This window comes from Halomonas qinghailakensis (assembly GCF_025820815.1).
Taxonomy (GTDB): Bacteria; Pseudomonadota; Gammaproteobacteria; order Pseudomonadales; family Halomonadaceae; genus Vreelandella; species Vreelandella qaidamensis.
This window is the reverse complement of sequence record NZ_CP096973.1, coordinates 510,960-536,656: the sequence shown is the minus strand read 5'-3', so window position 1 is coordinate 536,656 and position 25,697 is coordinate 510,960. Positions and strand designations below refer to the sequence as shown.

The 25,697-nt window shown below is 52.7% G+C and carries 20 protein-coding genes, 7 tRNA genes and 1 pseudogene; 18 read left to right on the top strand and 10 right to left on the bottom strand.

What is annotated here, in order from left to right:
• Positions 1 to 63 precede the first annotated feature (63 nt).
• The 3 genes and pseudogenes from M0220_RS02510 to M0220_RS02500 form a co-directional block, all read left to right on the top strand.
• Positions 64 to 4,887 carry an NAD-glutamate dehydrogenase gene (locus tag M0220_RS02510; protein ID WP_264018587.1) on the top strand — a complete coding sequence of 1,608 codons (4,824 nt, stop codon included), beginning with the start codon at positions 64 to 66 and terminating at the stop codon, positions 4,885 to 4,887.
• A gap of 258 nt (positions 4,888 to 5,145) precedes the next feature.
• A complete protein-coding gene (locus M0220_RS02505; protein WP_264018586.1) occupies positions 5,146 to 6,144 on the top strand; it encodes a quinone-dependent dihydroorotate dehydrogenase in 999 nt (332 codons plus the stop codon).
• Positions 6,140 to 6,664: pseudogene (locus M0220_RS02500) on the top strand (quinone-dependent dihydroorotate dehydrogenase); the annotation flags it as partial. The gene M0220_RS02505 and the pseudogene M0220_RS02500, both read left to right, overlap by 5 nt.
• 103 nt (positions 6,665 to 6,767) lie before the next feature.
• Here M0220_RS02500 and rmf read toward each other — a convergent pair.
• Positions 6,768 to 6,977 (bottom strand): ribosome modulation factor, encoded by a 210-nt coding sequence (gene rmf / locus M0220_RS02495; RefSeq protein ID WP_030070183.1) that lies wholly within the window; start codon positions 6,975 to 6,977, stop codon positions 6,768 to 6,770.
• Positions 6,978 to 7,320: 343 nt separating this feature from the next.
• On the opposite strand from rmf, the gene rlmKL reads away from it, so the two are divergent.
• Positions 7,321 to 9,552 carry a bifunctional 23S rRNA (guanine(2069)-N(7))-methyltransferase RlmK/23S rRNA (guanine(2445)-N(2))-methyltransferase RlmL gene (gene rlmKL, locus M0220_RS02490; protein ID WP_264018585.1) on the top strand — a complete coding sequence of 744 codons (2,232 nt, stop codon included), beginning with the start codon at positions 7,321 to 7,323 and terminating at the stop codon, positions 9,550 to 9,552.
• A 20-nt stretch (positions 9,553 to 9,572) separates the two neighbouring features.
• On the top strand, positions 9,573 to 9,908 hold the full coding sequence (locus tag M0220_RS02485) for a glutaredoxin family protein (RefSeq protein ID WP_264018584.1): 336 nt from the start codon (positions 9,573 to 9,575) through the stop codon (positions 9,906 to 9,908).
• Between the two features lie 28 nt (positions 9,909 to 9,936).
• On the opposite strand, the gene M0220_RS02480 is transcribed toward M0220_RS02485, so the two are convergent.
• Entirely contained in the window at positions 9,937 to 10,218 is a 282-nt protein-coding gene (locus tag M0220_RS02480) for a WGR domain-containing protein (RefSeq protein WP_030070186.1), read from the bottom strand.
• A gap of 84 nt (positions 10,219 to 10,302) precedes the next feature.
• Between M0220_RS02480 and pdxB the strand changes: the two genes are divergently transcribed.
• On the top strand, positions 10,303 to 11,451 hold the full coding sequence (gene pdxB / locus M0220_RS02475) for a 4-phosphoerythronate dehydrogenase PdxB (protein WP_264018583.1): 1,149 nt from the start codon (positions 10,303 to 10,305) through the stop codon (positions 11,449 to 11,451).
• Between the two features lie 91 nt (positions 11,452 to 11,542).
• Here pdxB and htpX read toward each other — a convergent pair whose 3' ends face one another.
• From htpX to M0220_RS02435, 8 genes are all read right to left on the bottom strand, one after another.
• Positions 11,543 to 12,448, bottom strand: coding sequence for a protease HtpX (htpX, locus tag M0220_RS02470; RefSeq protein ID WP_009722583.1), 906 nt, complete (start codon positions 12,446 to 12,448; stop codon positions 11,543 to 11,545).
• Positions 12,449 to 12,571: 123 nt separating this feature from the next.
• Complete coding sequence (locus M0220_RS02465) at positions 12,572 to 13,819, bottom strand: pyridoxal phosphate-dependent aminotransferase (protein ID WP_030070188.1); 1,248 nt, start codon at positions 13,817 to 13,819, stop codon at positions 12,572 to 12,574.
• A 55-nt stretch (positions 13,820 to 13,874) separates the two neighbouring features.
• Positions 13,875 to 14,828, bottom strand: a complete 954-nt coding sequence (ylqF, locus tag M0220_RS02460; RefSeq protein WP_264018582.1) for a ribosome biogenesis GTPase YlqF — start codon at positions 14,826 to 14,828, stop codon at positions 13,875 to 13,877.
• Positions 14,829 to 14,944: 116 nt separating this feature from the next.
• A complete protein-coding gene (msrB, locus tag M0220_RS02455) occupies positions 14,945 to 15,343 on the bottom strand; it encodes a peptide-methionine (R)-S-oxide reductase MsrB (protein WP_030070190.1) in 399 nt (132 codons plus the stop codon).
• 148 nt (positions 15,344 to 15,491) lie between these two features.
• Positions 15,492 to 17,078: a gamma-glutamyltransferase family protein gene (locus M0220_RS02450; RefSeq protein ID WP_030070191.1), complete on the bottom strand. Its 1,587-nt coding sequence runs from the start codon at positions 17,076 to 17,078 to the stop codon at positions 15,492 to 15,494.
• 26 nt (positions 17,079 to 17,104) lie between these two features.
• Positions 17,105 to 18,430: a TRAP transporter large permease gene (locus tag M0220_RS02445; protein WP_264018581.1), complete on the bottom strand. Its 1,326-nt coding sequence runs from the start codon at positions 18,428 to 18,430 to the stop codon at positions 17,105 to 17,107.
• Positions 18,431 to 18,433: 3 nt separating this feature from the next.
• Positions 18,434 to 18,943, bottom strand: a complete 510-nt coding sequence (locus M0220_RS02440) for a TRAP transporter small permease subunit (RefSeq protein ID WP_030070193.1) — start codon at positions 18,941 to 18,943, stop codon at positions 18,434 to 18,436.
• A 1-nt stretch (position 18,944) separates the two neighbouring features.
• Entirely contained in the window at positions 18,945 to 20,048 is a 1,104-nt protein-coding gene (locus M0220_RS02435; RefSeq protein WP_264018580.1) for a TRAP transporter substrate-binding protein, read from the bottom strand.
• Positions 20,049 to 20,412: 364 nt separating this feature from the next.
• On the opposite strand from M0220_RS02435, the gene M0220_RS02430 reads away from it, so the two are divergent.
• The 12 genes from M0220_RS02430 (at position 20,413) to M0220_RS02375 (ending at position 25,164) form a co-directional block, all read left to right on the top strand.
• Positions 20,413 to 20,488: transfer RNA gene (locus M0220_RS02430), tRNA-Glu, on the top strand.
• A gap of 40 nt (positions 20,489 to 20,528) precedes the next feature.
• Positions 20,529 to 20,603: transfer RNA gene (locus M0220_RS02425), tRNA-Gly, on the top strand.
• Positions 20,604 to 20,624: 21 nt separating this feature from the next.
• Positions 20,625 to 20,700, top strand: a tRNA-Glu gene (locus tag M0220_RS02420).
• Positions 20,701 to 20,727: 27 nt separating this feature from the next.
• A tRNA-Gly gene (locus M0220_RS02415) sits at positions 20,728 to 20,802 on the top strand.
• Between the two features lie 21 nt (positions 20,803 to 20,823).
• Positions 20,824 to 20,899, top strand: a tRNA-Glu gene (locus M0220_RS02410).
• A 47-nt stretch (positions 20,900 to 20,946) separates the two neighbouring features.
• Positions 20,947 to 21,021 (top strand) — tRNA-Gly (locus M0220_RS02405).
• A 171-nt stretch (positions 21,022 to 21,192) separates the two neighbouring features.
• Positions 21,193 to 22,155, top strand: a complete 963-nt coding sequence (locus M0220_RS02400) for an ABC transporter ATP-binding protein (RefSeq protein ID WP_264018579.1) — start codon at positions 21,193 to 21,195, stop codon at positions 22,153 to 22,155.
• A complete protein-coding gene (locus M0220_RS02395) occupies positions 22,152 to 22,925 on the top strand; it encodes an ABC transporter permease (protein ID WP_264018578.1) in 774 nt (257 codons plus the stop codon). The genes M0220_RS02400 and M0220_RS02395 overlap by 4 nt, the downstream gene beginning before the upstream one ends.
• Before the next feature lie 64 nt (positions 22,926 to 22,989).
• Complete coding sequence (gene queF, locus M0220_RS02390; RefSeq protein WP_264018577.1) at positions 22,990 to 23,823, top strand: NADPH-dependent 7-cyano-7-deazaguanine reductase QueF; 834 nt, start codon at positions 22,990 to 22,992, stop codon at positions 23,821 to 23,823.
• 48 nt (positions 23,824 to 23,871) lie between these two features.
• Positions 23,872 to 24,432: a nitroreductase family protein gene (locus M0220_RS02385; RefSeq protein ID WP_264018576.1), complete on the top strand. Its 561-nt coding sequence runs from the start codon at positions 23,872 to 23,874 to the stop codon at positions 24,430 to 24,432.
• Between the two features lie 13 nt (positions 24,433 to 24,445).
• The gene (locus M0220_RS02380; RefSeq protein WP_264018575.1) at positions 24,446 to 24,964 is read left to right on the top strand and encodes a thioesterase domain-containing protein; all 519 of its coding nucleotides are present in this window, start codon (positions 24,446 to 24,448) and stop codon (positions 24,962 to 24,964) included.
• 112 nt (positions 24,965 to 25,076) lie between these two features.
• Positions 25,077 to 25,164 (top strand) — tRNA-Ser (locus M0220_RS02375).
• Positions 25,165 to 25,697 lie beyond the last annotated feature (533 nt).

Genomic DNA, 25,697 nt, shown 5'->3' with positions numbered 1-25,697 from the left:
CTAAAGGCCTATTGTCCTTCGTTTTTTGGCCTAAATAGTGGCCCCAGGCAGTCGAGGTGATGGATGCATTACGTTGCGATCGAAGAGAGTCGGCGAGACCTTTTAAAGCAGCTACAAGAGCGATTGGATGCGCGACTGGAGCCGGAGCGCTCAGCAGAGATTGAAGCGTTTGCTCGCCATTTTTATGCCACCGTTCCCGTGGAAGATTTGGTAGATCGACGCTTAGACGACCTGTATGGGGCCACACTATCGATTTGGCAGTTTCTGCAGCACCATGACTTAAAAAGTCCCAAAGTACGCATCTTTAACCCTGACTTTGAAGAGCATGGCTGGCAGTCAACTCACACCTTTGTTGCTGTTTTACACGAAGACATGCCATTTCTGGTTGATTCGGTTCGAATCGAACTCAATCGTCGTGGCCTAACGGTTCACGCTATTCAAAATGCCGTCTTCGCTGTCGCTCGTGATGATCAGCACCAGCTCAAAAAACTCGCTTCACCAAGAGATGAAAACGCGCCTGAAGCGCGCGAATCATTGATGGTCATTGAAGTTGATCGCCATTCTGATGCTGAGTCATTGACCAAGATCGAGCATAACCTTCACGAAGTATTGCGTGATGTGAGAACGGCGGTTAGTGACTTTGATGGCATGTGTGGACAAATTACTGAGGCTATTCAAGAGCTAGAGAAAAACTGTCCGCCGCAAATTGACCCTGATGATCATGAAGAAGCTATTGCGTTTTTAGAGTGGTTACTTAAAGACAACTTTACCTTCCTGGGTTATGACGAGTATCTGCTAGAAGGCAAAGAGCTGCAGCGTGACCCCAACAGTGTGTTAGGTGTTTTCCGCCTTGACCAGCCACGCTACCGTGAGCGTATCCGCACTGAAGAAGGCATTGGTGAGAATGACGATTACGTGCTAGTGCCTCAGCTACTGTCGTTTGCTAAAAGCGCGCATCACTCCCGGGTGCATCGCCCCACGTATCCTGATTACATTACCGTCGACCGCTATGACGATGACGGCAATGTGATTGGCGAGCGGCGCTTCTTTGGCTTGTTCACTGCCACGGTTTATAACGAATCGCCACGTAATATTCCGCTGCTGCGTCGCAAGTTAAAAGCCGTGATGGATATTGCTGGATTTAACCCTCAGGGGCACAACGGCAAACAGCTGCTGCAAGTGTTGGAAGTGTATCCTCGTGATGACCTGTTCCAGATCAGCACGGAATCCTTGGCCAGCACTGCGCTTGGTATCCTCAATATTCGTGAACGCCGCCAGGTGCGCTTATTTATTCGCGCGGACGTCAGCGGTAAGTTTTACTCTTGCTTAGTATTTGTACCAAGAGACGTTTTCTCTACTGACCTGCGTCAGCGTATACAAGCAATGCTGTGTGATGAGTTAGACGCTCGCTTTGGTGATTTCAATACCTACTTGTCAGAGTCGGTGCTAGCTCGTATTCAGCTTATTCTGCGCTTTAATGGGGAAGGGCCAAGCCAATACGATCTTAAGCGCTTAGAGAGCAAAGTGGCACGTTTGGCGCGCAGCTGGCGCGATGAGCTTCAAGAAGCAATGATAGAAGGCTTTGGTGAAGAGCGCGCTAATCACCAAATGGACCATTTCCATGATGCCTTCTCGGCCAGTTATCGAGAAGATTTCAATGCTCGCACCGCGGTGTTTGATGTTCAGCATTTACTGACCCTAGATAGTGGTGATGACCTCTCGCTGTCGCTTTATCGCCCCCTGGAAGAGCAAGCAGGTGGCATGAACCTTAAGCTTTTCCATCGTGAAACACAGATTCCGCTGTCTGACGTGCTACCAATGATGGAAAACTTGGGACTGCGCGTTATTGGTGAACGTCCCTACGACATTAATGCCCCGCAGCAACGTTACTGGATTCATGATTTCGAGCTAGAGCATAGTCGTGAAGGTGTGAATTTAAGCGAAATGCGTGACACCTTCAGCGAAGCATTTAAGCGAATATGGGCAGGAGAGGCCGATAACGACGCCTTTAACCGTCTGATTATTGGTGCTGGTCTTGATTGGCGCGAAGTGGCCATGCTGCGCGGTTACGCCCGTTACCTTAAGCAAATTCGCTTTGGTATGTCGCAGGACTATATCGCAGCCACTTTGGCTAGTTACCCGGCTATTACCCAAGCGCTCGTTGAGCTTTTCCGGCTACGTTTCGATCCCGCGCGTCAGCCAAGCAGTTTAGATGACTGCCTTGCGCGCTTAAACGAGCACCTAGAAGGTGTTGCTAGCCTAAACGACGATCAGTTGCTGCGCCGTTTTATGGAGCTTATTCAAGCGACCTTGCGCACTAACTATTACCAGAAAGCTGATGGCGGTCGTTTCAAAGATTACATCGCCTATAAATTGGAGCCGTCGAAAGTCACCGGCATGCCCAAGCCTCGCCCGGCGTTTGAGATCTTTGTTTGCTCGCCACGTGTAGAAGGTGTCCACCTGCGTGGTGGCAAAGTAGCTCGCGGTGGCTTACGTTGGTCAGATCGTCACGAAGACTTCCGCACCGAAGTGCTAGGCCTAGTGAAAGCCCAGCAGGTGAAAAACGCAGTCATCGTGCCGGTGGGTGCTAAAGGCGGCTTCGTATGCAAACGCATGCCAGAAAATGCTGATCGTGAAACCCAACAGAAAGAAGGCATCGCTTGTTACAAAATCTTTATTCGCGCACTGCTGGATGTCACTGACAACCTGGTGGGTGGAGAGGTTGTGCCACCGCAAAATGTGGTGCGCCATGATGGCGACGATAGCTACCTCGTGGTAGCTGCCGATAAAGGGACCGCAACTTTCTCGGACATCGCAAACGAGATATCCATAGAGTATGGCCACTGGCTCGGTGATGCTTTTGCCTCTGGCGGTGCTAACGGTTACGACCACAAGAAAATGGCGATTACCGCGCGTGGTGCCTGGGAGTCCGTCAAGCGTCATTTCAAAAATCTCGACGTAAACACCCAGCAAGATCTGTTCACTGTGGTTGGCATTGGCGATATGGCTGGCGACGTTTTCGGCAACGGTATGTTGTTGTCGGACAAAATCCAGCTAGTAGGCGCATTCAACCATCTGCATATTTTTGTCGATCCAAACCCTGACGCAGAAGCTGCCTTCGCTGAGCGTAAGCGTATGTTTAACCTCCCTCGCTCCAGCTGGGAAGACTACAGTGCTGAACTGATCTCCCAGGGTGGCGGTGTCTTTAGCCGCAGTGCTAAATCCATTCCAATATCTCCGGAAATGCAGCAGGTGTTTGGTATCGAAGAGACGCGCCTTTCACCCAATGACCTGATCCGTGCCATGCTGATGGCTAAGGTCGATCTGTTGTGGAATGGTGGTATCGGTACCTATGTGAAGAGCTCCGATGAAACCGACGCAGACGTAGGTGACAAAGCCAATGACGCGCTGCGCATTAATGGCGCCGAGTTGAACTGCCGCGTTGTTGGTGAGGGCGGCAACTTGGGCTTGACCCAGCGTGGTCGTATGGAAGCGGCTGCAAAAGGGGTGCGCGTTTATACTGACTTTATCGATAATGCCGGTGGCGTTAACTGTTCTGACCATGAGGTCAATATCAAGATATTGATCGATGAAGTGGTTAAACGTGGCGATATGACCGACAAGCAGCGTAATCAGCTGTTAGCCGATATGACCGAAGAAGTCGCCAACCTGGTAATTCTCGATAACTATCGTCAAACCCAAGCGCTGGATCTGTCAGAAATACTGTCTCACCAAGGCATGGGGCCATACCGTCGCTTTATTAGTGAGCTTGAGTCAGCCGGCCAAATTGATCGTGAACTAGAATTTTTGCCTGCCGATGACGTGCTTAAAGAGCGTGCCAGTCACGACCAAGGCATGCGGTTGCCTGAACTCGCGGTGCTGATTTCTTACGCTAAGAGCACTCTTAAAGGCGATCTGATCAACTCTGAGGTGCCAGATGATCTCTACATTCACCGTCACCTAGAGCGCTTGTTCCCTGACGTATTGACGCAGCGCTATCAGACAGAAATGTATGACCACCGCCTAAAGCGTGAAATAGTGGCTACTCAGGTAGCCAACGACTTAGTCGATCATATGGGCATTGTATTTGTTCGTCGCCTAATGGACTCAACTGGCGCAGGGCGTGCTGATATTGCTCGCGCTTATGTGGTCGCGCGAGATGCGTTTAACCTCACGTCTCTGTGGGAGCAAATCGAGGCGCTGGATAACCAAGTGCCGAACCGTGTTCAGTACTCGATGATGCTTGACCTAATGCGCATGATTCGCCGTGCAACGCGCTGGTTCCTGCGTCAGCATTTGGGGCTGTCCACTCAAGATACAATTGAGTATTTCGGTCCTCGTCTTGCTCAACTGCAAGAAGGTATTGGTGAACTGCTTAGCGGAGAAGAGCAGTCTGCATGGCGTAAGCGGTGTGACGAGCTGCTAGAGGCCGGGGTGCCGGAAGCGCTGGCCTCTACCGTAGCTGCGGCGCCCAGTCTCTACGCAGGTTTGGGAATTATTCACGCAGCGCGGGTTGCCAATGAGAAGCCTCAGCGTGTGGCTGAAGTATTCTATGAAATCGGTAGTCGTCTAGAGCTACCCTGGATGATCCAGCAGGTGACCCAGCTTGAAGTGCGCGATGCATGGCAGGCACAAGCGCGAGAAACCTTCCGTGATGACATTGACCGTCAGCAGCTGGCCCTAACCACCAGTGTCTTGAAGTTGGAAGCGGGTAGCCGCGACACCCAAGAGCGGGTCGCCCAGTGGCTTGAACAGCACGCAGAGCTACACCGTCGTTGGTGTCGTTTGATTGATGAAGTGCGCGGTGGTAGTGAAGTTGGCTTTGCACTATTTGCCGTTGCCGTGCGTGAATTGGTCGATCTTGCTGAAAGTGATAGCGAAGCGTAAGTCACAAGCTCACTATCCACTTGCTCGATGAGTAACACCACCTACCGCGCCCCTAATCAGGGCGCGGTTTTTTGTGACTGTTCTTGAGACCGCTCTTGAGACCGCTTTTCCACTGCATCGCCTTTCTCGCTGCTCAACGCTGCGAAGATAACTTGATTTACGCTATACTCTGCGCGCCGCGCGCTATGCTGTCTATTTGTTCACAAGTAGCGTGCTCGTTCGCCTGCTTCATGCCCACTGCTCTGGAGAACCTCGCTGATGTATAACTTCGCCCGTTCGCTGCTATTTCGACTCGACCCTGAAACATCTCATGGGTTGGCGCTGGGTGCGTTAGATACTCTGCATCGGGTTGGCGGTGTGCAGCGGGTATATGGTGAGCCTGTGAGTGACCCTGTTGAGCTAATGGGGCTGCGTTTTAGTAATCGGGTAGGGTTAGCCGCAGGGCTAGATAAAAACGCCGATCATTTGGATGCGTTGGGCGCGTTGGGCTTTGGGTTTGTAGAAGTAGGTACCGTTACCCCCAAAGCGCAGCCAGGAAACCCAAAACCGCGCCTGTTCCGGCTTGCAGGTCACGAGGCGATCATCAACCGCTTTGGGTTCAATAACAAAGGGGTTGAGCACCTTGTCGCCCAGGTGAAAAAGCGCCACTACAAGGGCGTGGTGGGCATTAATATTGGTAAAAACTTAGCCACCTCTGTGGAAAACGCGCTTGATGATTACCTGCTTTGCTTAGATGTGGTGCACGGTGTGGCTGATTATATTGCAGTGAATATTTCCTCGCCTAACACACCAGGGCTGCGAACGTTGCAGTTCGGTGAGCAGCTGGATGCACTGCTAGGTCCTATTCGTTCGCGCAGCCAAGCGCTGGATGATGCGTTAGGCCGCAAGGTGCCGCTACTGGTTAAAATCGCCCCAGATATGAGCGAAGAAGAGGTGGCGTTGGTGGCGGGTAGTATCGCGCGTAACGGGTTGGATGGTGTGATTGCGACCAATACAACGATATCTCGCGAGGCGGTAAAAGGTGATCCACAGGCAGAAGAGGCAGGTGGATTGTCTGGAAAACCCGTTTTTGAAGCGTCAAATACGGTCATTCGTCTGCTGCGTGCACAGCTGCCAACGTTACCTATTATAGGTGTCGGAGGGATTGATAGTGGTGAGACCGCCGCTGCAAAAATTGCTGCTGGTGCAGATCTGGTGCAGCTCTACTCGGGGTTGATCTACCAAGGGCTGCTTTGCTTAGATGTGGTGCTGGGCTGATTATATTGCAGTGAATATTTCCTCGCCTAACACACCAGGGCTGCGAACGTTGCAGTTCGGTGAGCAGCTGGATGCACTGCTAGGTCCTATTCGTTCGCGCAGCCAAGCGCTGGATGATGCGTTAGGCCGCAAGGTGCCGCTACTGGTTAAAATCGCCCCAGATATGAGCGAAGAAGAGGTGGCGTTGGTGGCGGGTAGTATCGCGCGTAACGGGTTGGATGGTGTGATTGCGACCAATACAACGATATCTCGCGAGGCGGTAAAAGGTGATCCACAGGCAGAAGAGGCAGGTGGATTGTCTGGAAAACCCGTTTTTGAAGCGTCAAATACGGTCATTCGTCTGCTGCGTGCACAGCTGCCAACGTTACCTATTATAGGTGTCGGAGGGATTGATAGTGGTGAGACCGCCGCTGCAAAAATTGCTGCTGGTGCAGATCTGGTGCAGCTCTACTCGGGGTTGATCTACCAAGGGCCTGGGTTAGTAAAAACGTGCGCCTTGGCGCTTAAGCAGCATCGTTAAGGTGGTAGGTCAGCCAGTGCTCGCAAGGGGCGCGATGGCAATAAAAAAGCCCGCTTGTCAGCGGGCTCCGTACTCCGAATGTCATGTTTGAAAGGTAAAATAACTAGGTCATTACCAAGGGGTTTTTATGGATACCGGAGACGCCGGTCATCCCATCCCACTGATCACCGCGACCTTCACGCCAACCACTCATCCAATACTCGCGTAAATTAACATCTTGACTGGGGCAGTCATCTCGGGAGCGACCCGTAATGCCCGCTTTATAGCCGTGAACATAAGCCCGTTGGAAGCGATCACGTTTTTGTCGTTTCATTGGCTAACCTCTTTTCACGAAAGCCTTTGATAAGAAAAGCAAACTGGGCAAAAATGTCGTCTTTGCATCAGCGCTATTTCGATAGATAACTTCAGCAAGCCGCCACTCAACGCTAGTGCCTAGCACTCACGTGCTGAACGGGCAAAGCGGCAGACTCGACAAGCTAGAGATCTTGAAAGCAAGTTTGCTAATAGACCCCTGACAAACAACGCATGCGTTTTTCAGTAGCTACACTCCTATTGTTAGCTCATTATGGGGTCACTTGTCGACCATCAAATTGTCATAAGACGTAAACTCATTTGCCATATATAGGAATATCGCGCTCTTACGCGCGGCGATAAACATGACCGAGTCGAGCCAAACTGCCCCTTTAAACCTCCTTGCCACCTGTCCTAAAGGCATTGAAAGCCTTTTAGCTGATGAGCTGTCAGCGCTAGGAGCCGAGCCAGGTAAAACGACCGTGGCGGGCGTTTATTTTTCCGCTAATCTAGAAACCGCCTATCGCATATGCCTGTGGTCACGGTTAGCTAACCGCATTATTTTGCTGTTGGCTCGGGAGTCGATGATCGATACTGCCGAGCAGGTACGTGACGTGGTTGCCCGACTGCCCTGGACACAGCATTTAACGCCAGGCAAAACGCTGGCAGTCGATTTCCATGGTCGTAGCGATCACATTCGCCATACCCGCTTTGGTGCCCAAACGGTGAAAGATGGCGTTGTTGATTCGCTACAGTTAGCAGGTCAGGAGCGTCCCAATGTTGATACCAAAACGCCCGATTTGCGCATCTATGCCCACCTACACCGTGCTAATTTAAGCCTGGGAATTGATCTTTCAGGCGAAAGTTTGCACCGTCGTGGCTACCGCCGCGATGTGGGCCATGCGCCGCTGAAAGAGAACTTGGCAGCGGCATTGCTAGTACGTGCTGGCTGGCCTGAGCGCGCAAAAGCCGGTGAGCCGCTGTTAGACCCACTTTGTGGCGCAGGCACACTATTGATCGAAGCGGCGCTAATGGCCGCTGATCAAGCGCCCAATCTCAATCGGGAGCGCTTCGGTTTTCAAGGCTGGGCAGGGCACGAAGAGCCAGTGTGGAAAGAGCTAAAGCGCGAAGCCGAGGCGCGGGCTTCGATAGGCCGTAAACGCTGTAAAACGGCGCTAGTGGGCTTTGATCAGAGCCCGGCGGCACTGACGGCGGCAAAAGCCAACGCCATGCGTGCTGGCATTCCTGCGCTAATTACCTTGCATGGGCAGAGCCTTAGCCAGCTAACTAGGCCAGAGACTATTACTGCTGAACGTGGGTTATTAATTACTAACCCGCCTTATGGCGAGCGCTTAGGCGAATTGCCTGAGCTGGTGCGTTTGTATGCCCAGCTGGGTGAAAAGGCAAAAGCACTGTTTCCTGGCTGGACGTTGGCGCTTTTTACCGGCAATCCCGATTTGGGCCATCGCCTGGGGCTACGGGCTCATAAGCAGTATGCGCTGAAAAACGGTGCGCTGGATGCCAAACTGCTACTGATGGAGATTGCCCATCACACAGCAAGCTCGGCCAGCCAGGCAGACAGTGAAAGCGCCTCATCTGCTTCAGACAGCGGTGAAATGGTGTCGGCAGTAACCGCCAGTGCCAAGCCTGCGGTGTCGGAAAATGCCCAGATGTTTGCCAATCGTTTGGCGAAAAATCAAAAACGTCTGAAAAAATGGCTAAAGAAGAGCGGTGAGACCTGCTATCGCGTTTATGATGCCGATATGCCGGAGTATGCGCTGGCCGTCGACCGTTATGGTGACAGAGTGCACGTTCAAGAGTACGCAGCGCCTAGTTCCATTAACCCTGCTCAGGCTCAAAAGCGCCTGTTTGACGCCTTGGAAGTGATGCCTGAGGCCCTCGACGTTGACCCAAGTAAGATTTATATCAAGCGTCGTGAGCGCCAAACTGGCACTGCTCAGTACCAAAAGCGCGATGCCAGCGGCGAACGATTTGAAGTGCGCGAAGGCGATGCGCGGCTATGGGTAAACCTGCGTGATTACTTAGACACCGGCTTATTTTTGGATCATCGTCCCGTACGTCGCATGCTTAACGAGATGGCTAGCGGTAAGCGCTTCTTGAATCTATTTTGCTATACCGCCACAGCCACTGTGCAGGCAGCCTTAGGGGGGGCAAGCGACAGCGTCAGCGTCGATATGTCCAATACCTACCTTGAGTGGGCGAAAGATAACTTTGCGTTGAATAAACTCGACCCGAGGCTGCATCGCGTGGTGCGGGATGACTGTTTCCGCTGGCTTGAAGCTGCGAATGCCGAATTTGACCTGATCTTTATGGACCCGCCGACGTTCTCTAACTCCAAGAAAATGCGCGACACCCTAGACGTGCAGCGTGACCATCCTCGGTTAGTGGAGCTTGCCATGGCGCGCCTAGCGCCGGGCGGTACTTTAGTCTTCTCAAACAACCAACGGCGTTTTAAGCTGGCCGAAGAACTCAGTGAGCGTTACGCAGTGGAGGACATAACGTCGCGCACCTTTGACCCGGATTTTCAGCGTCGAACCAACCTGCACCATGTGTTTGTATTACGGCATAAACAGTAGAGAGAAATAACGCACCGGTTATGATTCAGCTATCGATTTACACAACTTTAGGCTGCCACTTATGCGTCCAGCTAGAATCACTGCTGGTGACAATGGCTAACCAAGAAGTGTCGCTTCATCGCATCGAAATTAGCGACGACGACGCCCTGGTAAAACGTTATGGCGTACGCATTCCGGTCTTGATGGATGGTAACGGAGAAGAGCTGGACAGAGGCTTTGATATCGAACGACTGAGCGCATGGTTACAAGCGCGCGGTTGGCTGGACGAGGCGTCTCTTGCAGCGCTCACCACCCCGCCCGAAAGTGCGCCACCCATTGGGGCGCACCAGCGCAGCGGGCGGCGTTATTTAGGTTAAACGTAATGGCTCAGGCAGGAAGCGTGCATTACAGTGCATCAAGTAGTGACAGCTGCCGCATAGCTTCCTGTCCTTCAGGCGTATGATCGGCTGCTTCTAGCACCTTGCGAAATCCTCGCGAGGTCTGGATAGTGGCCTCATCTTCCATCCACATTTGCGCTTGTTCCAGAGTATCTGCCAACTGGTGCTTTAGTCCGCCAAACTGGGTGCCGATTTGCCCCCAGGCGCGGCTGAAAATCCAGTCGCCAAACATATCCTGGTGAATATGAACCAACACATAGTCATGGTCGGTTTCCCAGCGTACGATCACACCCATCTCCTTAACTGCTTATTGATCACGCCTGCACAGCAAGCCGTTGCGGGCGTATTGTAAAGCCCGGATACGAAAACGCCTATGAAACTTGTTATCGATGCGAATATCCCCGCTGCTGATCAGTGTTTTGAACCGTTTGGCACACTGCAGCGTCTGTCTGGGCGTGAGATTCGTCCTGTCGATGTAGCCGATGCCGACGCGCTGATCGTACGCTCGATTACTCAGGTAAATCAGGTGCTGCTGGCAAAAAGCCCTGTTCGTTTCGTGGGTACCTGCACCATTGGCACTGACCATATCGACCATGCGCTATTAAACGAGCGTGGTATTGGTTTTGCTAGCGCTCCTGGCTGCAATGCCGATGCCGTGGTGGATTATGTGCTTAGCAGCCTGTTGCTGGTGAGTGAACGTGAAGGGTGGTCGTTGCTGACGCGCACGGTGGGGATTGTGGGTGCTGGCAATGTAGGTGGGCGCCTACAGCAGCGCTTACAAGCACTGGGTGTGGCTACTTTAGTGTGTGATCCACCGAAGGAAGAAGCAACAGGTGCGCTGGGCGAGTTTTTCTCACTTGATACTCTAATCGAGCGCTGTGATGTGCTATGTCTGCATACGCCACTAGTAAAAGATGGTCCCCATACTACCTATCAGCTGCTTAACGCCGAGCGCATTAACGACCTAGCCCCAGGGGCTGTGTTGCTGAACGCTGGACGCGGAGACTGTATTGACGGCTTAGCGCTACGTAGTCGTTTGGCGGGTAAAGGTGATATCACGGCTATTCTCGATGTTTGGGAAGATGAGCCGGAGATAGATGCTGGGTTGCGTGATTTAGTCGCGTTGGCGACCCCCCATATTGCAGGGCATAGCCTTGATGGCAAATTGCGCGGAACGTGGATGATTCAACAAGCGTTCGCTGAGCATATAGGTCAGCCCAGTCCGTTACGTTTTAGTGAACTTTGCCCGCTACCAGCGCTTGCTGAGCTAACGTTGCAGCAGGCTTTGCCAGTAGAAGATGCGCTGCGGCTTTGTGTGCGAGCGGTATACGATGTGCGCCGTGACCACGATATGCTGCAGCGGCACGTGTTTCATCAGGGAATCAAAAAGGGCTTTGATGATTGTCGATCAAACTATCCCCTGCGTCGAGAGTTTGCCACGCTGCGCGTGTTGCTAGAAAACGATGCAACGGTGCTGGAAGCGCCATTGCTAGCGGCTGGTTTTCAAGTCCAGTGCGCATAGGTGTGCGGTGGCGGTGGTATTGGTAGTGAGGTGATTTAGAAAGCACAAGGCCCGCATTTGCGGGCCTTGTGGGTTATGCGGCGAATATGTGTTACTGACGGTAAGCCGCTTCTTTTAAAGCACGAATGCGATCATCTAGCGGCGGGTGGCTGGCAAATAGCTGCTCTAACAGAGAGCGCGTCTGGCCTTTGGTAATAGCCATTGCGCGCAGCGTGTCAGGCATTTGGTCAGGCATTTCAGTTTCCGCTTTCAGGCGTGCCAGCGCATTCACCATTGCACCGGTGCCTGCCAAGCGTGCACCTGCTTCATCGGCACGGTATTCGCGATAGCGCGAGAACCAAGCAACGATTGCAGAAGCGACAATACCAAAGACAATTTCTGCCACGATCACTACGGCAAAGTAACCGATAAAACCAAGGCCACCTTCGCCGTCGCTGCGGCTTTTTAAGAAGTTGTCAACTAACTGTGCCACTACACGGGCAAAGAACATCACAAAGGTGTTCACAACGCCTTGTATCAGCGCCAGTGTCACCATGTCGCCGTTGGCTACGTGGCCAATTTCGTGGGCCAGCACCGCGCGCACTTCTTCAGGACGCATACGGTTTAGTAGTCCAGCAGATACAGCGACTAATGCATCGTTTTTATTCCAGCCGGTGGCAAATGCATTGGACTGCTGAGCCGGAAAAATACCCACTTCTGGCGTTTTAATACCCGCTTCGCGGGAAAGTTCGGCCACCGTATCCAACAGCCACTGCTCAGTTGAATTGGACGGTGTTTCAATAATTACGGTGCCAGTTGAACGCTTTGCCATCCACTTGGAAATAAACAGCGATATCAGCGAGCCGACCATGCCGAAGATAAAGCAGAAAATCAGCAGGCTAGTAAAGTTGATGCCCTGACTGCTTAGGTAACTTTCCACCCCAAACAGGCGCAGCGTTAAGCTGGCAACCAGCAACACCGCTAAGTTAGTGGCTAAAAACAGCACAATTCGCATCATGGTGCAGGTTCTCCCTCAAAGGTCATTAAAAAAGCGTTAGTGGAATGACAGTTTAGATACGTGCTGTTAACGTCAGTTTCAAGACGCCGTTTTTATTGGCGGCTGTTTTTATCGACGGCTGTTTTATTGACGATAACGGGACAAGAAATTGGCAAAACGGTCAAGTGCATCACCAAGTTGGTCTGCCCACGGTAAGGTGACGATGCGCACGTGATCCGGTTCTGGCCAGTTAAACGCGGTGCCCTGCACCAGCAGTATTTTCTCCTGGAGCAGTAAGTCCAGCACTAGCTGTTGGTCATCTTTTATATTGAACACTTTCGGGTCCAGGCGGGGAAAGGCATAAAGCGCGCCTTTAGGTGTCACGCAGGAAACCCCGGGTATGGCGTTGAGCTTTTCTACCGTGATATCCCGCTGAGCCAGTAGCCGCCCGCCTGGAAGAATTAAGTCGTTAATTGACTGGTAGCCACCCAGCGCGGTTTGGATAGCATGTTGGGCGGGCACGTTGGCACACAGGCGCATCGAAGCCAGCATGGTTAGCCCTTGAATGTAATCGTGCGCGCGCTGCTTTGCTAACGTGCCGGAAATGGTCATCCAGCCAGAGCGGAAGCCTGCACAGCGGTAGCTTTTCGATAGGCCATTCATAGTGATGACTAACTGGTCATCATCCGCTAATGCGCCAGTGGCGGTGTGCTCTACGCCGTCATAAAGAATCTTGTCGTAGATTTCATCGGAGAACACCACCAGGTTATGCTCTTTGGCAATCTCCAGCACTTCCCGTACTACCTCTGGCGGGTAAACCGCGCCAGTGGGATTATTAGGATTAATAATCACAATGGCTCGGGTGCGGCTGGTAACTTTTGCGCGAATATCTGCCATGTCTGGCGCCCAGTCAGCTTGTTCATCGCACAGATAGTGAACGCCGTGACCACCAGATAAATGCGCTGCAGCGGTCCACAACGGATAATCGGGCGCAGGGATAAGCACCTCATCGCCATCGTTGAGCAGCGCCTGCATAGCCATCACAATTAACTCAGAGACACCATTGCCGATATAGATATCTTCGATGCCGACGTTGGGTATCTGTTTACGCTGGCACTCTTGCATAATCGCCTTTCGCGCAGAGTACAAGCCTTTAGAATCACAGTAGCCCTGGGCAGTGGGCAGGTTGCGCATCACGTCTTGCAGGATTTCTTCCGGCGCTTCAAAGCCAAACGGTGCAGGGTTGCCAATATTCAGCTTTAAAATCCGTTGGCCTTCTTCTTCCAGGCGCTTGGCATGGTCGAGTACTGGGCCACGAATGTCATAGCAGACGTTATGCAGTTTGTGTGATTTTTTAAGTGTGTGCGATTCTTTAGGCTGCGGGGTGTCCATGGGGTTTATTATCCAAAATTTCCTGTGGCCGTTAGTGTTACCAATAATTTGCCCATTATGCGTCGGATGGTAGGTGGCTGTCTTCGTCGATTTGTATCGGCGGCGGTGGAATATCGTCTGGGGTTTCTAGGGTAAGCCGACCGAGCTTTCCATCGCGTAGTTCATGAAGCAAAACCTCGGCACCGCGGTGTATGTCAACCTCGCCGCCAGGGCGTAAGCCGCCGCGTTTGCCAGCAATTTCTTTCAAAATGGCGTGGCCGTCAAAACCGGCAATGGCTAAGAAATCCGGTTTTTGTGGACCATCAGCATCTACCTCTTGGGTGATGGGGGCTTCGTAGCTGGGCAACGCTTTCAGTTTATAGCGAGCGGTTAGCTCTGCTGGATAGCGCTTGGCAAGCTCGGCACTGGTAACGATGGCCACATCGGTATACTCAATTGCGGTATCACGAATGGCACCACTGGCAGCTAGACGATAGGCGCTGGCCTGGTCTTCGATTTTTGGCCACAGCACTCCTGGGGTATCGATCAGCGCGACGCGACCATCAATGCGCACCTTTTGCTGGCGCTTAGTGACGGCGGGTTCATTTCCCGTCTTGGCAATTTTGCGGCCTGCCAGTCCGTTAATCAGTGTTGATTTCCCGACGTTGGGAATACCCATAACCATCACGCGTACATCCCTGTCAGCACGCACTGCACCTGCCAGCTCGTGGCACAGTTTAGGAATTTTCTTTAGTTCGCGGACATTAGTAGTAGTGATTGCCAGTGCGCGAGTATCCTCTTGAGCATCAAAAAACGCTACCCACTCTGCGGTACGTTCAGGGTCGGCAAGATCTGCCCGCGACAAAATCTTCAAGACGGGCTTATGACGCGTTAGCTCGGCCAGCATCGGATTGGCGCTGGAGTAGGGCAGACGCGCGTCAAGGACCTCAATGACGACATCAATTTCGGGCAGCGCGTCCTTAATCTGGCGGCGGGCCTTGTTCATATGTCCGGGGAACCAGCCGAGCATGAGTCTCTCCTAATGAGCGCAAAACAAATACAAGCAAAAATGGGCATAAAAAAGCGGGCTGCCATTCTAGCAGATGGCGCCCGCCTTGCTGGGGTTGATCGAGGATTTAGTGATAATTACTCGTCAGGATGAAATTCTAGCGACACTGAATTAATGCAGTAACGCAACCCGGTGGTATCTGGTGGGCCATCAGGAAATACGTGGCCTAGATGGGCATCGCAGTGCGAACACACTACTTCAGTGCGCCGCATACCGTGAGAGGTGTCGCTGTGCTCTTCAACACAACGTGTTCCCAGTGGGCGGTCAAAGCTTGGCCAGCCGCAGCCCGCATCGAATTTATGCTCGTTTTCAAATAGCGGGGCATGGCAGCACACACAGTGGTAGATACCTTGGGAGTCGCTGACTTGATAATCACCGGTAAAGGGGCGTTCGGTGCCTTTTTCACGCGCTACACGGTACTGTTCTGGAGTGAGTTGCTTGCGCCATTCGTCGGGGGATTTTTCTATTTTCGCCATGGGGGTCTCCTCTCCCTCTGGTTACCGTTAAACAGAGGCTTACTAAGCAGGCTAGCGTATCACTAGGTAGAGTGACAATAACGTAACGAATCGATAGCCTGCCTAGATTCAGCATGTGTGAACAGTAAGAAAACCGCCAGTTGGTTGTTTACACGCTAGCCGCGCCGCCGTTGCTGCGAGGATCGTGGGCGCTTTCAATTAAGCCGTCTGGGTGCCGAACAATGCCTCCTGCATGGCCCATGGTGTCGCTAAATGAGTCAGGTAATACTTCGACATCGTGCCCAGCCGTCGCAAGTGCAGCGACTAAACGGTCATCAAAGCGGTCTTCAAGTTTAAGGTTGGTGCTAGAGTCTCCCCAGGTACGGCCCAGTAGCCAGCGCGGAGCAGTTACCGCTTGCTGTAGCGGCATGCCATGCAGGGCATAGCGAGAGAAAACCGCCGCCTGGGTTTGTGGCTGTCCTTCGCCGCCCATGGTGCCATAAACCATGGTGCGGCCATCATTAAAGGTGGCAAGTGCCGGGTTAAGGGTATGGAAGGGCTTGCGGCCTGGGGCAAGGCCACGTAAATCATCTTGGTTAAGTGAAAAGCTAATCCCGCGGTTTTGCCACAATACGCCGCTTTCTGGTAGCACCACGCCGCTGCCAAACTCCCAATAGATGCTTTGGATAAAACTGACCGAGCGACCTTCGCTATCGACGGTGCCCATCCAAATAGTATCGCCAGGTGCGGGTTCATGGGGCCAGGGTAGCGCCTGTTCGGCACTGATTTCAGCGGCCTCTGCGCTAATGCGCTCCTCACTCAACAACTGTTGCAAGGGAACCGGCACACGACGAGGGTCGGTTACGTAGCGGTCACGCAACATAAAGGCACGCTTGGTAGCTTCAATAAGGCCATGCAGGTGGTCAAAGCCGTTTGGCTCAGCCGCTTTAATACGTTCGTAAATACCTAAAATCATCAGCGACGCCATACCCTGGGTAGGGGCGGGCAGGTTATACAGCGTAGCGTCTTGCAGGCGTACGTGAAGAGGTGTGACTTGCTGAGCATGGTAGGCGTGGAAATCGTCTAAGCGCAGTGGACTGCCAAGTGTTTCTAAATCCCGTGCCATGCTGGTGGCCAGCTCACCGCGGTAGAAATCATCCAGCCCCGCGCTTGCCAACCGTTTTAGCGTGGCGGCAAGACGTGGCTGTCGAAGACGCTGGCCTTCACGGGGGACCTGGCCGTCAATCAACAGAGCATCGCTAAAGCCAGGGCTTTGGCTTAGGCGCTCCAGGTGCTTGGCAGTCAGTGTTTCCTGGCTCTGGGTGACGGCCACACCCTCATCTGCATGACGAATGGCATCGCCGAGCAGCGTGGAAAGGGGGAGCGACTCTCCCCAACTAGCCGCTACTTTTAGCGCCTCTTGCCATCCACTAATAGTACCCGCCATGGTTAGCGCGGCCTTTGGGCCACGTTCAGGAATACTTGCTTCGCCAGCATAAAAATCGCTATTAGCAAGCCCCGCAGCGGGGCCGCAGGCATCAATAGCGATAGGGGCTTTACCGGGTTCGTGAATCAGCCAGAAACCATCACCCCCTAGCGCATTCATATGCGGGTACACCACGGCAATCGCAGCCGCTGCGGCGACCATCGCCTCTACTGCGTTGCCGCCTTGTTTCAACACATCACGCCCTGCGCTTGCAGCAAGATGGTGGGGGGCAACACAGCTACCGCCATAACTACGTTGAGTGTGGAGCATCGTCCTTCCTGTGTTATTGATTAGGATTACCAGCCAATGGCGTCAGGTAGCCAAGTGGCAATGCTTGGAAATAGAAATACCAGTGCAACGGCTAAAAACTGCAGAGCGATAAAGGGGAGTGCGCCCTTATAAATATCCAGCGTAGAGACTTCTTTAGGTGCGACGCCCTTCAAAAAGAAGAGTGACCAGCCAAACGGCGGGGTAAGAAACGACGTTTGCAGTACCAAGCCCACCAATATGCCCAGCCACACCATATCGACTCCCATTTGTACAAAAAAGGGAAGAAAAAGAGGTAGGGCAATATAGCTAATTTCGATCCATTCCAGGAAAAAACCAAGCACGAACATCAATAGCAGCATAAACAGTAGTGCGCCTAGCTCGCCGCCGGGTACCCAATCAAACATACGCGCAACTAAGTGCTCTCCGCCCAAGCCGCGAAAGGCGAGACCAAACACTTGTGCGCTGATCAAAATAAAGAACACCATGGCAGAGATAACCAGGGTTGCCTTAGCGACATCGGTAAGCAATGTTAACGTCAAGCGGCCTGAACAGGCCACGAACAGTAAAGCACCAAGTGCACCCATGGCGGCGGCTTCGGTCGGTGCTGCAATACCACCAATAATCGAACCAAGCACGGCAAATACCAGACCAACCGGCGGACCCACAACGGTGACTACTTTAATGAGCAGCTGTTTTTTACTCAGCTGGGCGCGCTCTTCCGCAGGAATTGGAGGCATCATGCCAGGGTACAGCTGAGCAACCACTAAAATAGCAATAATATAAATACCTGCCAGTGCTAACCCCGGCACCATGGCTGCAGCAAACATAGTACCCACTGACTCACCTAAAATTTCCGCTAACAAAATCAGCACTAGGCTGGGCGGAATAATTTGCCCCAATGTCCCTGAGGCACAGATCATGCCGGTGGCCAACGTCTTAGGGTACCCGCGTCGCAGTAGGGTGGGCAGCGTGAGCAGGCCAAGCGTTACAATGGTTGCTCCAACAATGCCGGTTGCGGCTCCCAGTAGTACGCCGACAAAAATAATCGCCACACCCATGCCGCCAGAAAGTCCTCCAAACAGATGGCCGATCACATCAATCAACTCTTCAGCAAGCTTCGACTTTTCAAGCATCACTCCCATAAACACAAACAGCGGTATCGCCATAAAGGTGTAGTTGGTTACCACGCCGTAGATTCGTGAAGGCAGTAGGTTAAACAGCATCGGGCCAAAGCCTATATAGCCAAATATAAAGGCGGTGACGGCAATGCTGATAGCGACGGGAATACCGATTAAGAGCAGTACAAAAAAGGCAGCGATCATGCCGATCGCAAGCCATTCGTTAGGAGACATGTATTATTCACCTCGGCTAGGAAGGGCAAACCCTTGTCGTAGCGCATGGGCTAGGCCTTGTAGCGCAAGCAAAAGAAAACCAAACGGGATAAGGGCTTTAAGCAGCCAGCGTAGTGGCAGGCCGCCAGGGTTGGGCGAGGCTTCGCCGCGTAAGAAAGATTGCTCTACCCAGGGCAGCGTTAACCAAGCAATATAAAGCCCCATCATGAGCAGCAACAGGCCGCCAATCACTTCAATGACTCGCTGCAAAATGATAGGGAAGCGCTCGTAAAAGACATCCACACGTACTTGTTCACCAACAAACAGCAGATATGACATACCAAACAGCGCAATGGGCGAAATTAAATGCCACTGAAGTTCTTGCAGCCATACTGCGCCAACGCTGAACAAATAGCGCATCACCACATCGCCAGCCACTAACGCAACCAGCACCACGCAGAGCCAGGCAGCGATCCCGCCAAATAGCCGGACCACCGCCTCGATCCCGTGGACAATACGTTCCACGGTTTGCATATCAGACTCCAATGATGTCGTTTAACCAAGCGCGCTCACTAGCACCTGCCCAGCGATCATGGTTCGCTTTGAATGCCATGTAGCTATCGTGCACTTTGCGCACCATTGGGTCGGCATTAGCCTCGCTAGCTAACGTATCCATGGTGGCTTCCCGCAGCGCGTTGACGACTGGCTCAGGCAGCATGCTGGCCGTTACCCCATGGTTATCAACCAAGTCGGTCATGGCTTCGCCGTTAACGGCTTCTGACCACGTCACGCTCTCTAAACACGCAGCCATGCAGGCGCTTTTTACAATTATCTTCAGGTCGTCTGGCAGGGTGTCCCAGTGCTGTTTGGAGATTAGCAACTCACCGGTAGTGGAAGGTTCGTGCCAGCCAGTGGTGTGGTAGAACTTGGCCGCATTTTGTAACCCCATGCGTCGGTCTTGGTAAGGGCCAACAAATTCAGCGGCATCGATAACTCCACGCTCTAACGCAGGGAAAATCTCGCCACCGGGTAGTACCCGTGCATCCACGCCAAGAGCCGAGTACACCTTGCCAGCTAGCCCCGGCACGCGCATGCGAAGACCGTTGAGCTGGCCAATATCTTCAATAGGTTCTCTAAACCAGCCGGTCATTTGCACACCGGTATTGTTTAGGGGAAGGGCGATCATGCCGTAAGGCTCGTAGACTTCTTCCCATAGCTCTAAGCCACCGCCGTGATACAGCCATGCCATATGGCCCATAAAGCTCATGCCAAATGGCACTGTAGTGAAGTATTGCGCAGCAAAGGTGGTGCCAGACCAGAAATAGCTGTTGGCAGCGTTCATCTGAATAGTGCCGCTCTGTACGGCTTCAAAGCCTTCCAGTGCGGGAATCAGCTCGCCCGCAGAGAAGTGCTGAATCGTTAAGCGTCCGCCGGACATGGCATTAATTTTGGCGATGACATCGGTGGGGCTGCCAGGGCCTTCCACATAAAACGGCGAGCCTGGGCTGTAAGCATTCGTCATACGCCAGTTAAAACGCTCTGCGGGCTGTGCCTTAGCGATAGCAGGCGCACCCAGCACCAAGCCAGCAGTGGAAGAGAGGGCGGCGGTGGTAAGAAACTTTCGACGGGTAAAGGACATATAACACCTCATAGCTAGGGGAAGAGACTAGGAGAAAGAAACCGTGAGATCAGTTATGAGGTAGCAAAGGGTATGCCAGAAAATCGATTTTATAGTAAATAAAAGATTTTTAGACGGTTTGTCGGTCTCCGTAATGGCAGAACAACTACTCACACCGCATTAGTAAGCCGTGAAGTATGTATTTATATGCACCTAAAAGAGGCGTATTGCACAAACGAAGCACTCTCTTTGAGCGTTTTTTGAGCGTGCAAAGGGTGTTAAGAAAGTGCTGTTGATGGCAGGTAAAAACGTTTCGATTTCAGAGTGCTTGACAGCACATTAAGGGCTGAGTAATATACGCGCCACCTCGACGAGGCAATGAAACGTCCCATTCGTCTAGTGGTCTAGGACACCGCCCTTTCACGGCGGTAACAGGGGTTCGAACCCCCTATGGGACGCCATTTGTTTTTTTAGATAGAAAGTCGTTAAGGTATCGGAATTGCGGGAATAGCTCAGTGGTAGAGCATCGCCTTGCCAAGGCGAGGGTCGAGAGTTCGAATCTCTTTTCCCGCTCCAAGCATTCAATATGCTTACAGCGTCCCATTCGTCTAGTGGTCTAGGACACCGCCCTTTCACGGCGGTAACAGGGGTTCGAACCCCCTATGGGACGCCAATCCGATTTGCGAGTAACACAGGTTAAGCGGGAATAGCTCAGTGGTAGAGCATCGCCTTGCCAAGGCGAGGGTCGAGAGTTCGAATCTCTTTTCCCGCTCCAAGCATTCAATATGCTTACAGCGTCCCATTCGTCTAGTGGTCTAGGACACCGCCCTTTCACGGCGGTAACAGGGGTTCGAACCCCCTATGGGACGCCATCTCGCATTTTTGTAGTATGGTTCGTTAATAGTACTGTTTGTTATAAGCGGGAATAGCTCAGTGGTAGAGCATCGCCTTGCCAAGGCGAGGGTCGAGAGTTCGAATCTCTTTTCCCGCTCCAAACAAACATCTTGCTCATCCCTCCCTTACTGTTTAAACACCGCATCGCACCTTAAGTGGCGGTATTTCTGCGTGTCTGTCGTTCAAGCGGCTTGAAAAAATATACGATTGCCCCGATATCTTCCTATCTAGCTCGTTTCTCATGCTTCCCATTTGCTGACAGGACATATTCATGGCCGAACCGGCACTGTCTATCCGTGGCCTTACAAAAGTGTATGGCAACGGCTTTCAAGCGTTAAAAGGTATTGATTTAGACGTCCAGCAGGGCGATTTTTTTGCCTTGTTAGGACCCAACGGTGCGGGTAAGTCGACCACCCTGGGGGTGGTCTGCTCGCTAGTGCAGAAGTCGGCGGGTAAGGTGTCGATTTTTGGCATCGATATTGATAAAGACTTCGCCAAAGCCAAGTACCAGCTTGGCGTGGTGCCCCAGGAGTTCAATTTCAATCAGTTTGAAAAGGTCATTGATATCATTCTGGCCCAGGCGGGCTACTACGGAATGACCCGCAAAGAAGCCTTGCCCCGTGCTAAACAACTGCTCACTGACCTTGGGTTATGGGACAAGCGCAACGGCAGTGCGCGTATGCTTTCTGGCGGTATGAAGCGTCGTTTGATGATCGCCCGCGCGCTAATGCACCGCCCAAAACTACTGATTCTTGATGAGCCCACGGCAGGCGTGGATATCGAACTGCGCCGCAGTATGTGGGAATACATGCGGCGTATTAATCGCGATGAAGGCACCACCATTATTCTCACGACGCACTACCTCGAAGAAGCTGAGAGCCTGTGCCGCAATATTGCCATCATTAATCACGGCGAAATTGTGCGCAACACCAGCGTGCGCAAGCTGCTGGCAGAGCTAAATACTGAAACCTTCTTGCTCGACCTTGCCGCGCCGGTTGCGCAAGCTCCCGTTATTGAAGGGTTTGAAATTCAGCAGATCGAGCCTTCCCAGCTGGCGTTAGTGATTCATCGTGGTCAGCAGCTTAATGATGTGTTCAGTGCCTTAAGTGAGCAGGGACTAACCGTGGTTTCCATGCGCAACCGCGCCAACCGCTTAGAGGAGATGTTTGTTTCCATGGTGGAAAGCAGTCAGCAAGCCATTGACCAGCGCGAGCGGCAGGAGGCGCGGGCATGAATGCAACGCAAACCCTCATCGCGCTGTGGACCCTAGTACTTAAAGAGATTAAGCGCTTTACGCGGATTTGGCCGCAAACCTTGCTACCGCCGTCAATCACCATGGCGATGTATTTCATCATCTTCGGTAACTTAATTGGTTCGCGCATTGGCGATATGGACGGCTTCAGCTACATGGACTTCATCGTGCCAGGGCTGATTATGATGTCTGTGATCACCAACAGCTATTCCAACGTGGCGTCGAGCTTCTTTTCGAACAAGTTTCAGCGCTCTATTGAAGAGATGATGGTCTCACCCATGCCCAACTGGGTAATCTTATCCGGCTTTATTTTGGGTGGTATGGCCCGAGGCTTGGGCGTGGGGTTAATTGTCACGCTGGTATCGCTGTTCTTTACCCGTTTAACAGTTGAACATCCGCTACTCACGGTGTTGGTGGTAGTGCTTACTTCGGCGCTGTTTTCCATTGGCGGTTTTATTAATGCGTTATTTGCTAATAAATTCGATGATATTTCCATTGTGCCAACGTTTATTCTGACGCCACTAACGTATTTAGGCGGGGTGTTTTACTCGATTTCAATGCTGCCCGATTTCTGGCAGGGCGTCTCTATGCTTAACCCGATACTGTATATGGTGAACGTTTTCCGCTACGGCTTTTTGGGCGTTTCCGATATTCCAGTAGGCTGGGCACTGGCCGCCATTGTTGCCTTTATTACTGCTTTGTTTATGGTGGCGCTCGCTATGCTAGAGCGCGGCAAAGGCATACGCAGCTAATGATATAACGGCGCCTATTAAAAGGGCGCTGAGTAGACGCTATTAATCAAGAGAGCAACACGTCATGGCACATCGCCCCGATACCTTAGAACACGCGCCCCTGGGGCGCGATTCCGCTTACCCAGAGCAGTATGACGCCGGGCTGTTGTATCCTATTCCCCGTGCGGCGAACCGTGCACCATTGGGCATTGAGGACAATAATCTGCCGTTTGTAGGGGAAGATGAGTGGCACGCGTTTGAGGTTTCTTGGCTGAACAGCCGTGGTAAACCCATTGTGGCGGTTGCCCGCTTTCGCCTGCCTGCTGATTCACCCAATCTGATTGAGTCCAAATCCTGGAAGCTGTATCTCAACAGCCTTAACCAAACGCGCTTTGAAAGCCAAGAAGAGGTGCAAAGCACGCTTGTTCGCGACTTAGCTGCCGCAGCGGGTGCCGCGGTGAGCGTAGAACTATTGGCAGTCGATGACGCCGAACTTGCCCCCCAACGCCTACCGGGCGAATGTCTGGATGACTTGGATATCGACATCAGCGACTACACCCCCAGCGCCGCGCATTTGGTGGTAGGCGAAGAGATCGTCGAAGAGACGCTGTATTCCCATCTGCTTAAATCTAACTGCCCGGTGACCGGCCAGCCCGACTGGGGCAGTGTTCTCGTTCGCTATAAAGGCCCTAAAATCGACCGTGAAGGGCTACTGCGCTATCTCATCGGTTATCGTCAGCACCAAGACTTTCACGAGCACTGCGTCGAGCATATTTTTACCGACCTGATGCAGCTGGCCAAGCCTGAAGAGCTGCTGGTGCTAGCCCGCTATGTGCGCCGTGGAGGGCTGGATATCAGCCCATGGCGAGCAACGCCTGGGTTAACGCCGCCCAGCCCCTTGCGCCTAGCAAGGCAGTAAACCACTGCGCTACAGTAGTGCCCAACGATCAATAAAAGGGGAGTCATCATGGACGCACTAACGCTGCTTCACGAACGCAGTTCCATGGGCAAGCTCGCCGAGCCTGCACCCAGTGCCGAACAGCTCAGCGCTATCTACCAAGCCGCGCTGCGAGCGCCAGACCATAAAGAGCTGCGCCCCTGGCGGTTTATTGAATTTGTCGGTGAAGGGCGCGAGCGCCTGGGTGAGCTGTTCGCGGAAGCGGAGTTCCAAGAAGACCCCAGCGCCAGTGACAATACGCTAAATGCCGCGCGTAAAAAGCCGCTGCGTGCACCGATGATCGTTGCTGTGATTGCCAAAGTAACGCCGGATGTTCCCAGCGTGCCGAAAATGGAGCAGGTGATTTCCGCCGGATGCGCCGCCCACGGCATTCTGCTGGCCGCCCACGCGCTAGGGTTAGGTGCCATGTGGCGCAGCGGTAAGTACGCCTTTGACCCCGTGGTGCGTAAAGGCCTATCGCTAAATGAAGATGACGAAGTGGTCGCGTTTATCTATCTGGGTAGCCTGGCAGGCCGCCACAAGCCACTAGCACAGCATAATCAAGCTGACTTTGTAGAGCGTTGGGATTAACGAGGAGCAGGTGATGAGCCAGCCACGCCAACCGGGAGTGCCTTATCCCCGTTTGCCACTCCCTGAGACCCAGGAAGACCTTGTCGCCTTTCAGCAGTGGCTAGGGGAGGCGATTCCCATGGTGGGCGCACTGGGTATTCAGAGTATGTTCCAAAGTACCGCCCAAGAGGGCGGGGCACTGACGTGGCAACTGGCGCTTAGCCCGAACCTAAACGACAAGGGCACAGGCTTTGGCGGTGCGCTAACGGCACAAACCACGCTGCAGGGCTGGTGTTGGGTAACGCTATGGTTGCGTGCCCAGGGGCGGGCACAAGATGTGGTGGTAGCCGAAGCCAGCCAGCGCTTCCTTGCGCCAGTCACTAGTGACTACCGCATCATTTGCACCCCCAGTGACCCCCAAGGCCCAGAACAGCTAGCAGAAAAGTTGCACGCGCGGGGGAAGGGCAGCATTGCACTCACTCAGCAGCTCTACTGTGGCGACACGCTCTGCTTGGAAGCCAGCGGGCGCTACGCCGTGCTACCTGTTGCTTAAATCTTTACCTGGTTCTTAAATCTTTAAAAGGCTTGCTATTTTAGGCCTTAGACCATAGAATATGCGCCGTTCTGTTGGGAAAGGCAACGCCTTCACAACCGAGCAAAAAAGTGGAGAGGTGTCCGAGTGGTCGAAGGAGCACGCCTGGAAAGTGTGTAAGTCGAAAGGCTTCGAGGGTTCGAATCCCTCCCTCTCCGCCACAGAATATAGAAAAAGCCCGCTGAGCAATCAGCGGGCTTTTTTGTGTCTGCATGTTTCTGCCCCACATTCTAACCCGCACTTGTGTTTTGGCGCTCACTGAGCGTGATTAAACCTTTCTGGACGCTGAGTCTCTTCCCTGTCTTCTGAGCACATTTCATTAAAAGATTTAAGTGTGCACGCCCGTGAGAAGTGACAGCCACTCTTCATTCAGATACTGTAATCTTAAGAATTATGAGTATTAGCTATTGGCTGGTAGCGACCCAAAGCGGACTTTAGAGTCAGCGAAATACCTTACACGTTACAGAAATTCTCGCGCCCCAGCGTGCCGTCTGGGTACACCCTCAGCGTCACCAAAGGCAGCATTTCCTATGCTGCGCTGAGGCGCTAGACTAGTGCTTGATGTTGGATTTTGTTACTGGGCAAGCTATAGTGAATAAATAAAATTAGGGATACGCTGAGATGACTCGCTCTATGTGTGAAGTCTTTGATGATCAAATTAGCTATAGGGGTTACCCTTTACTGGTCATCCATT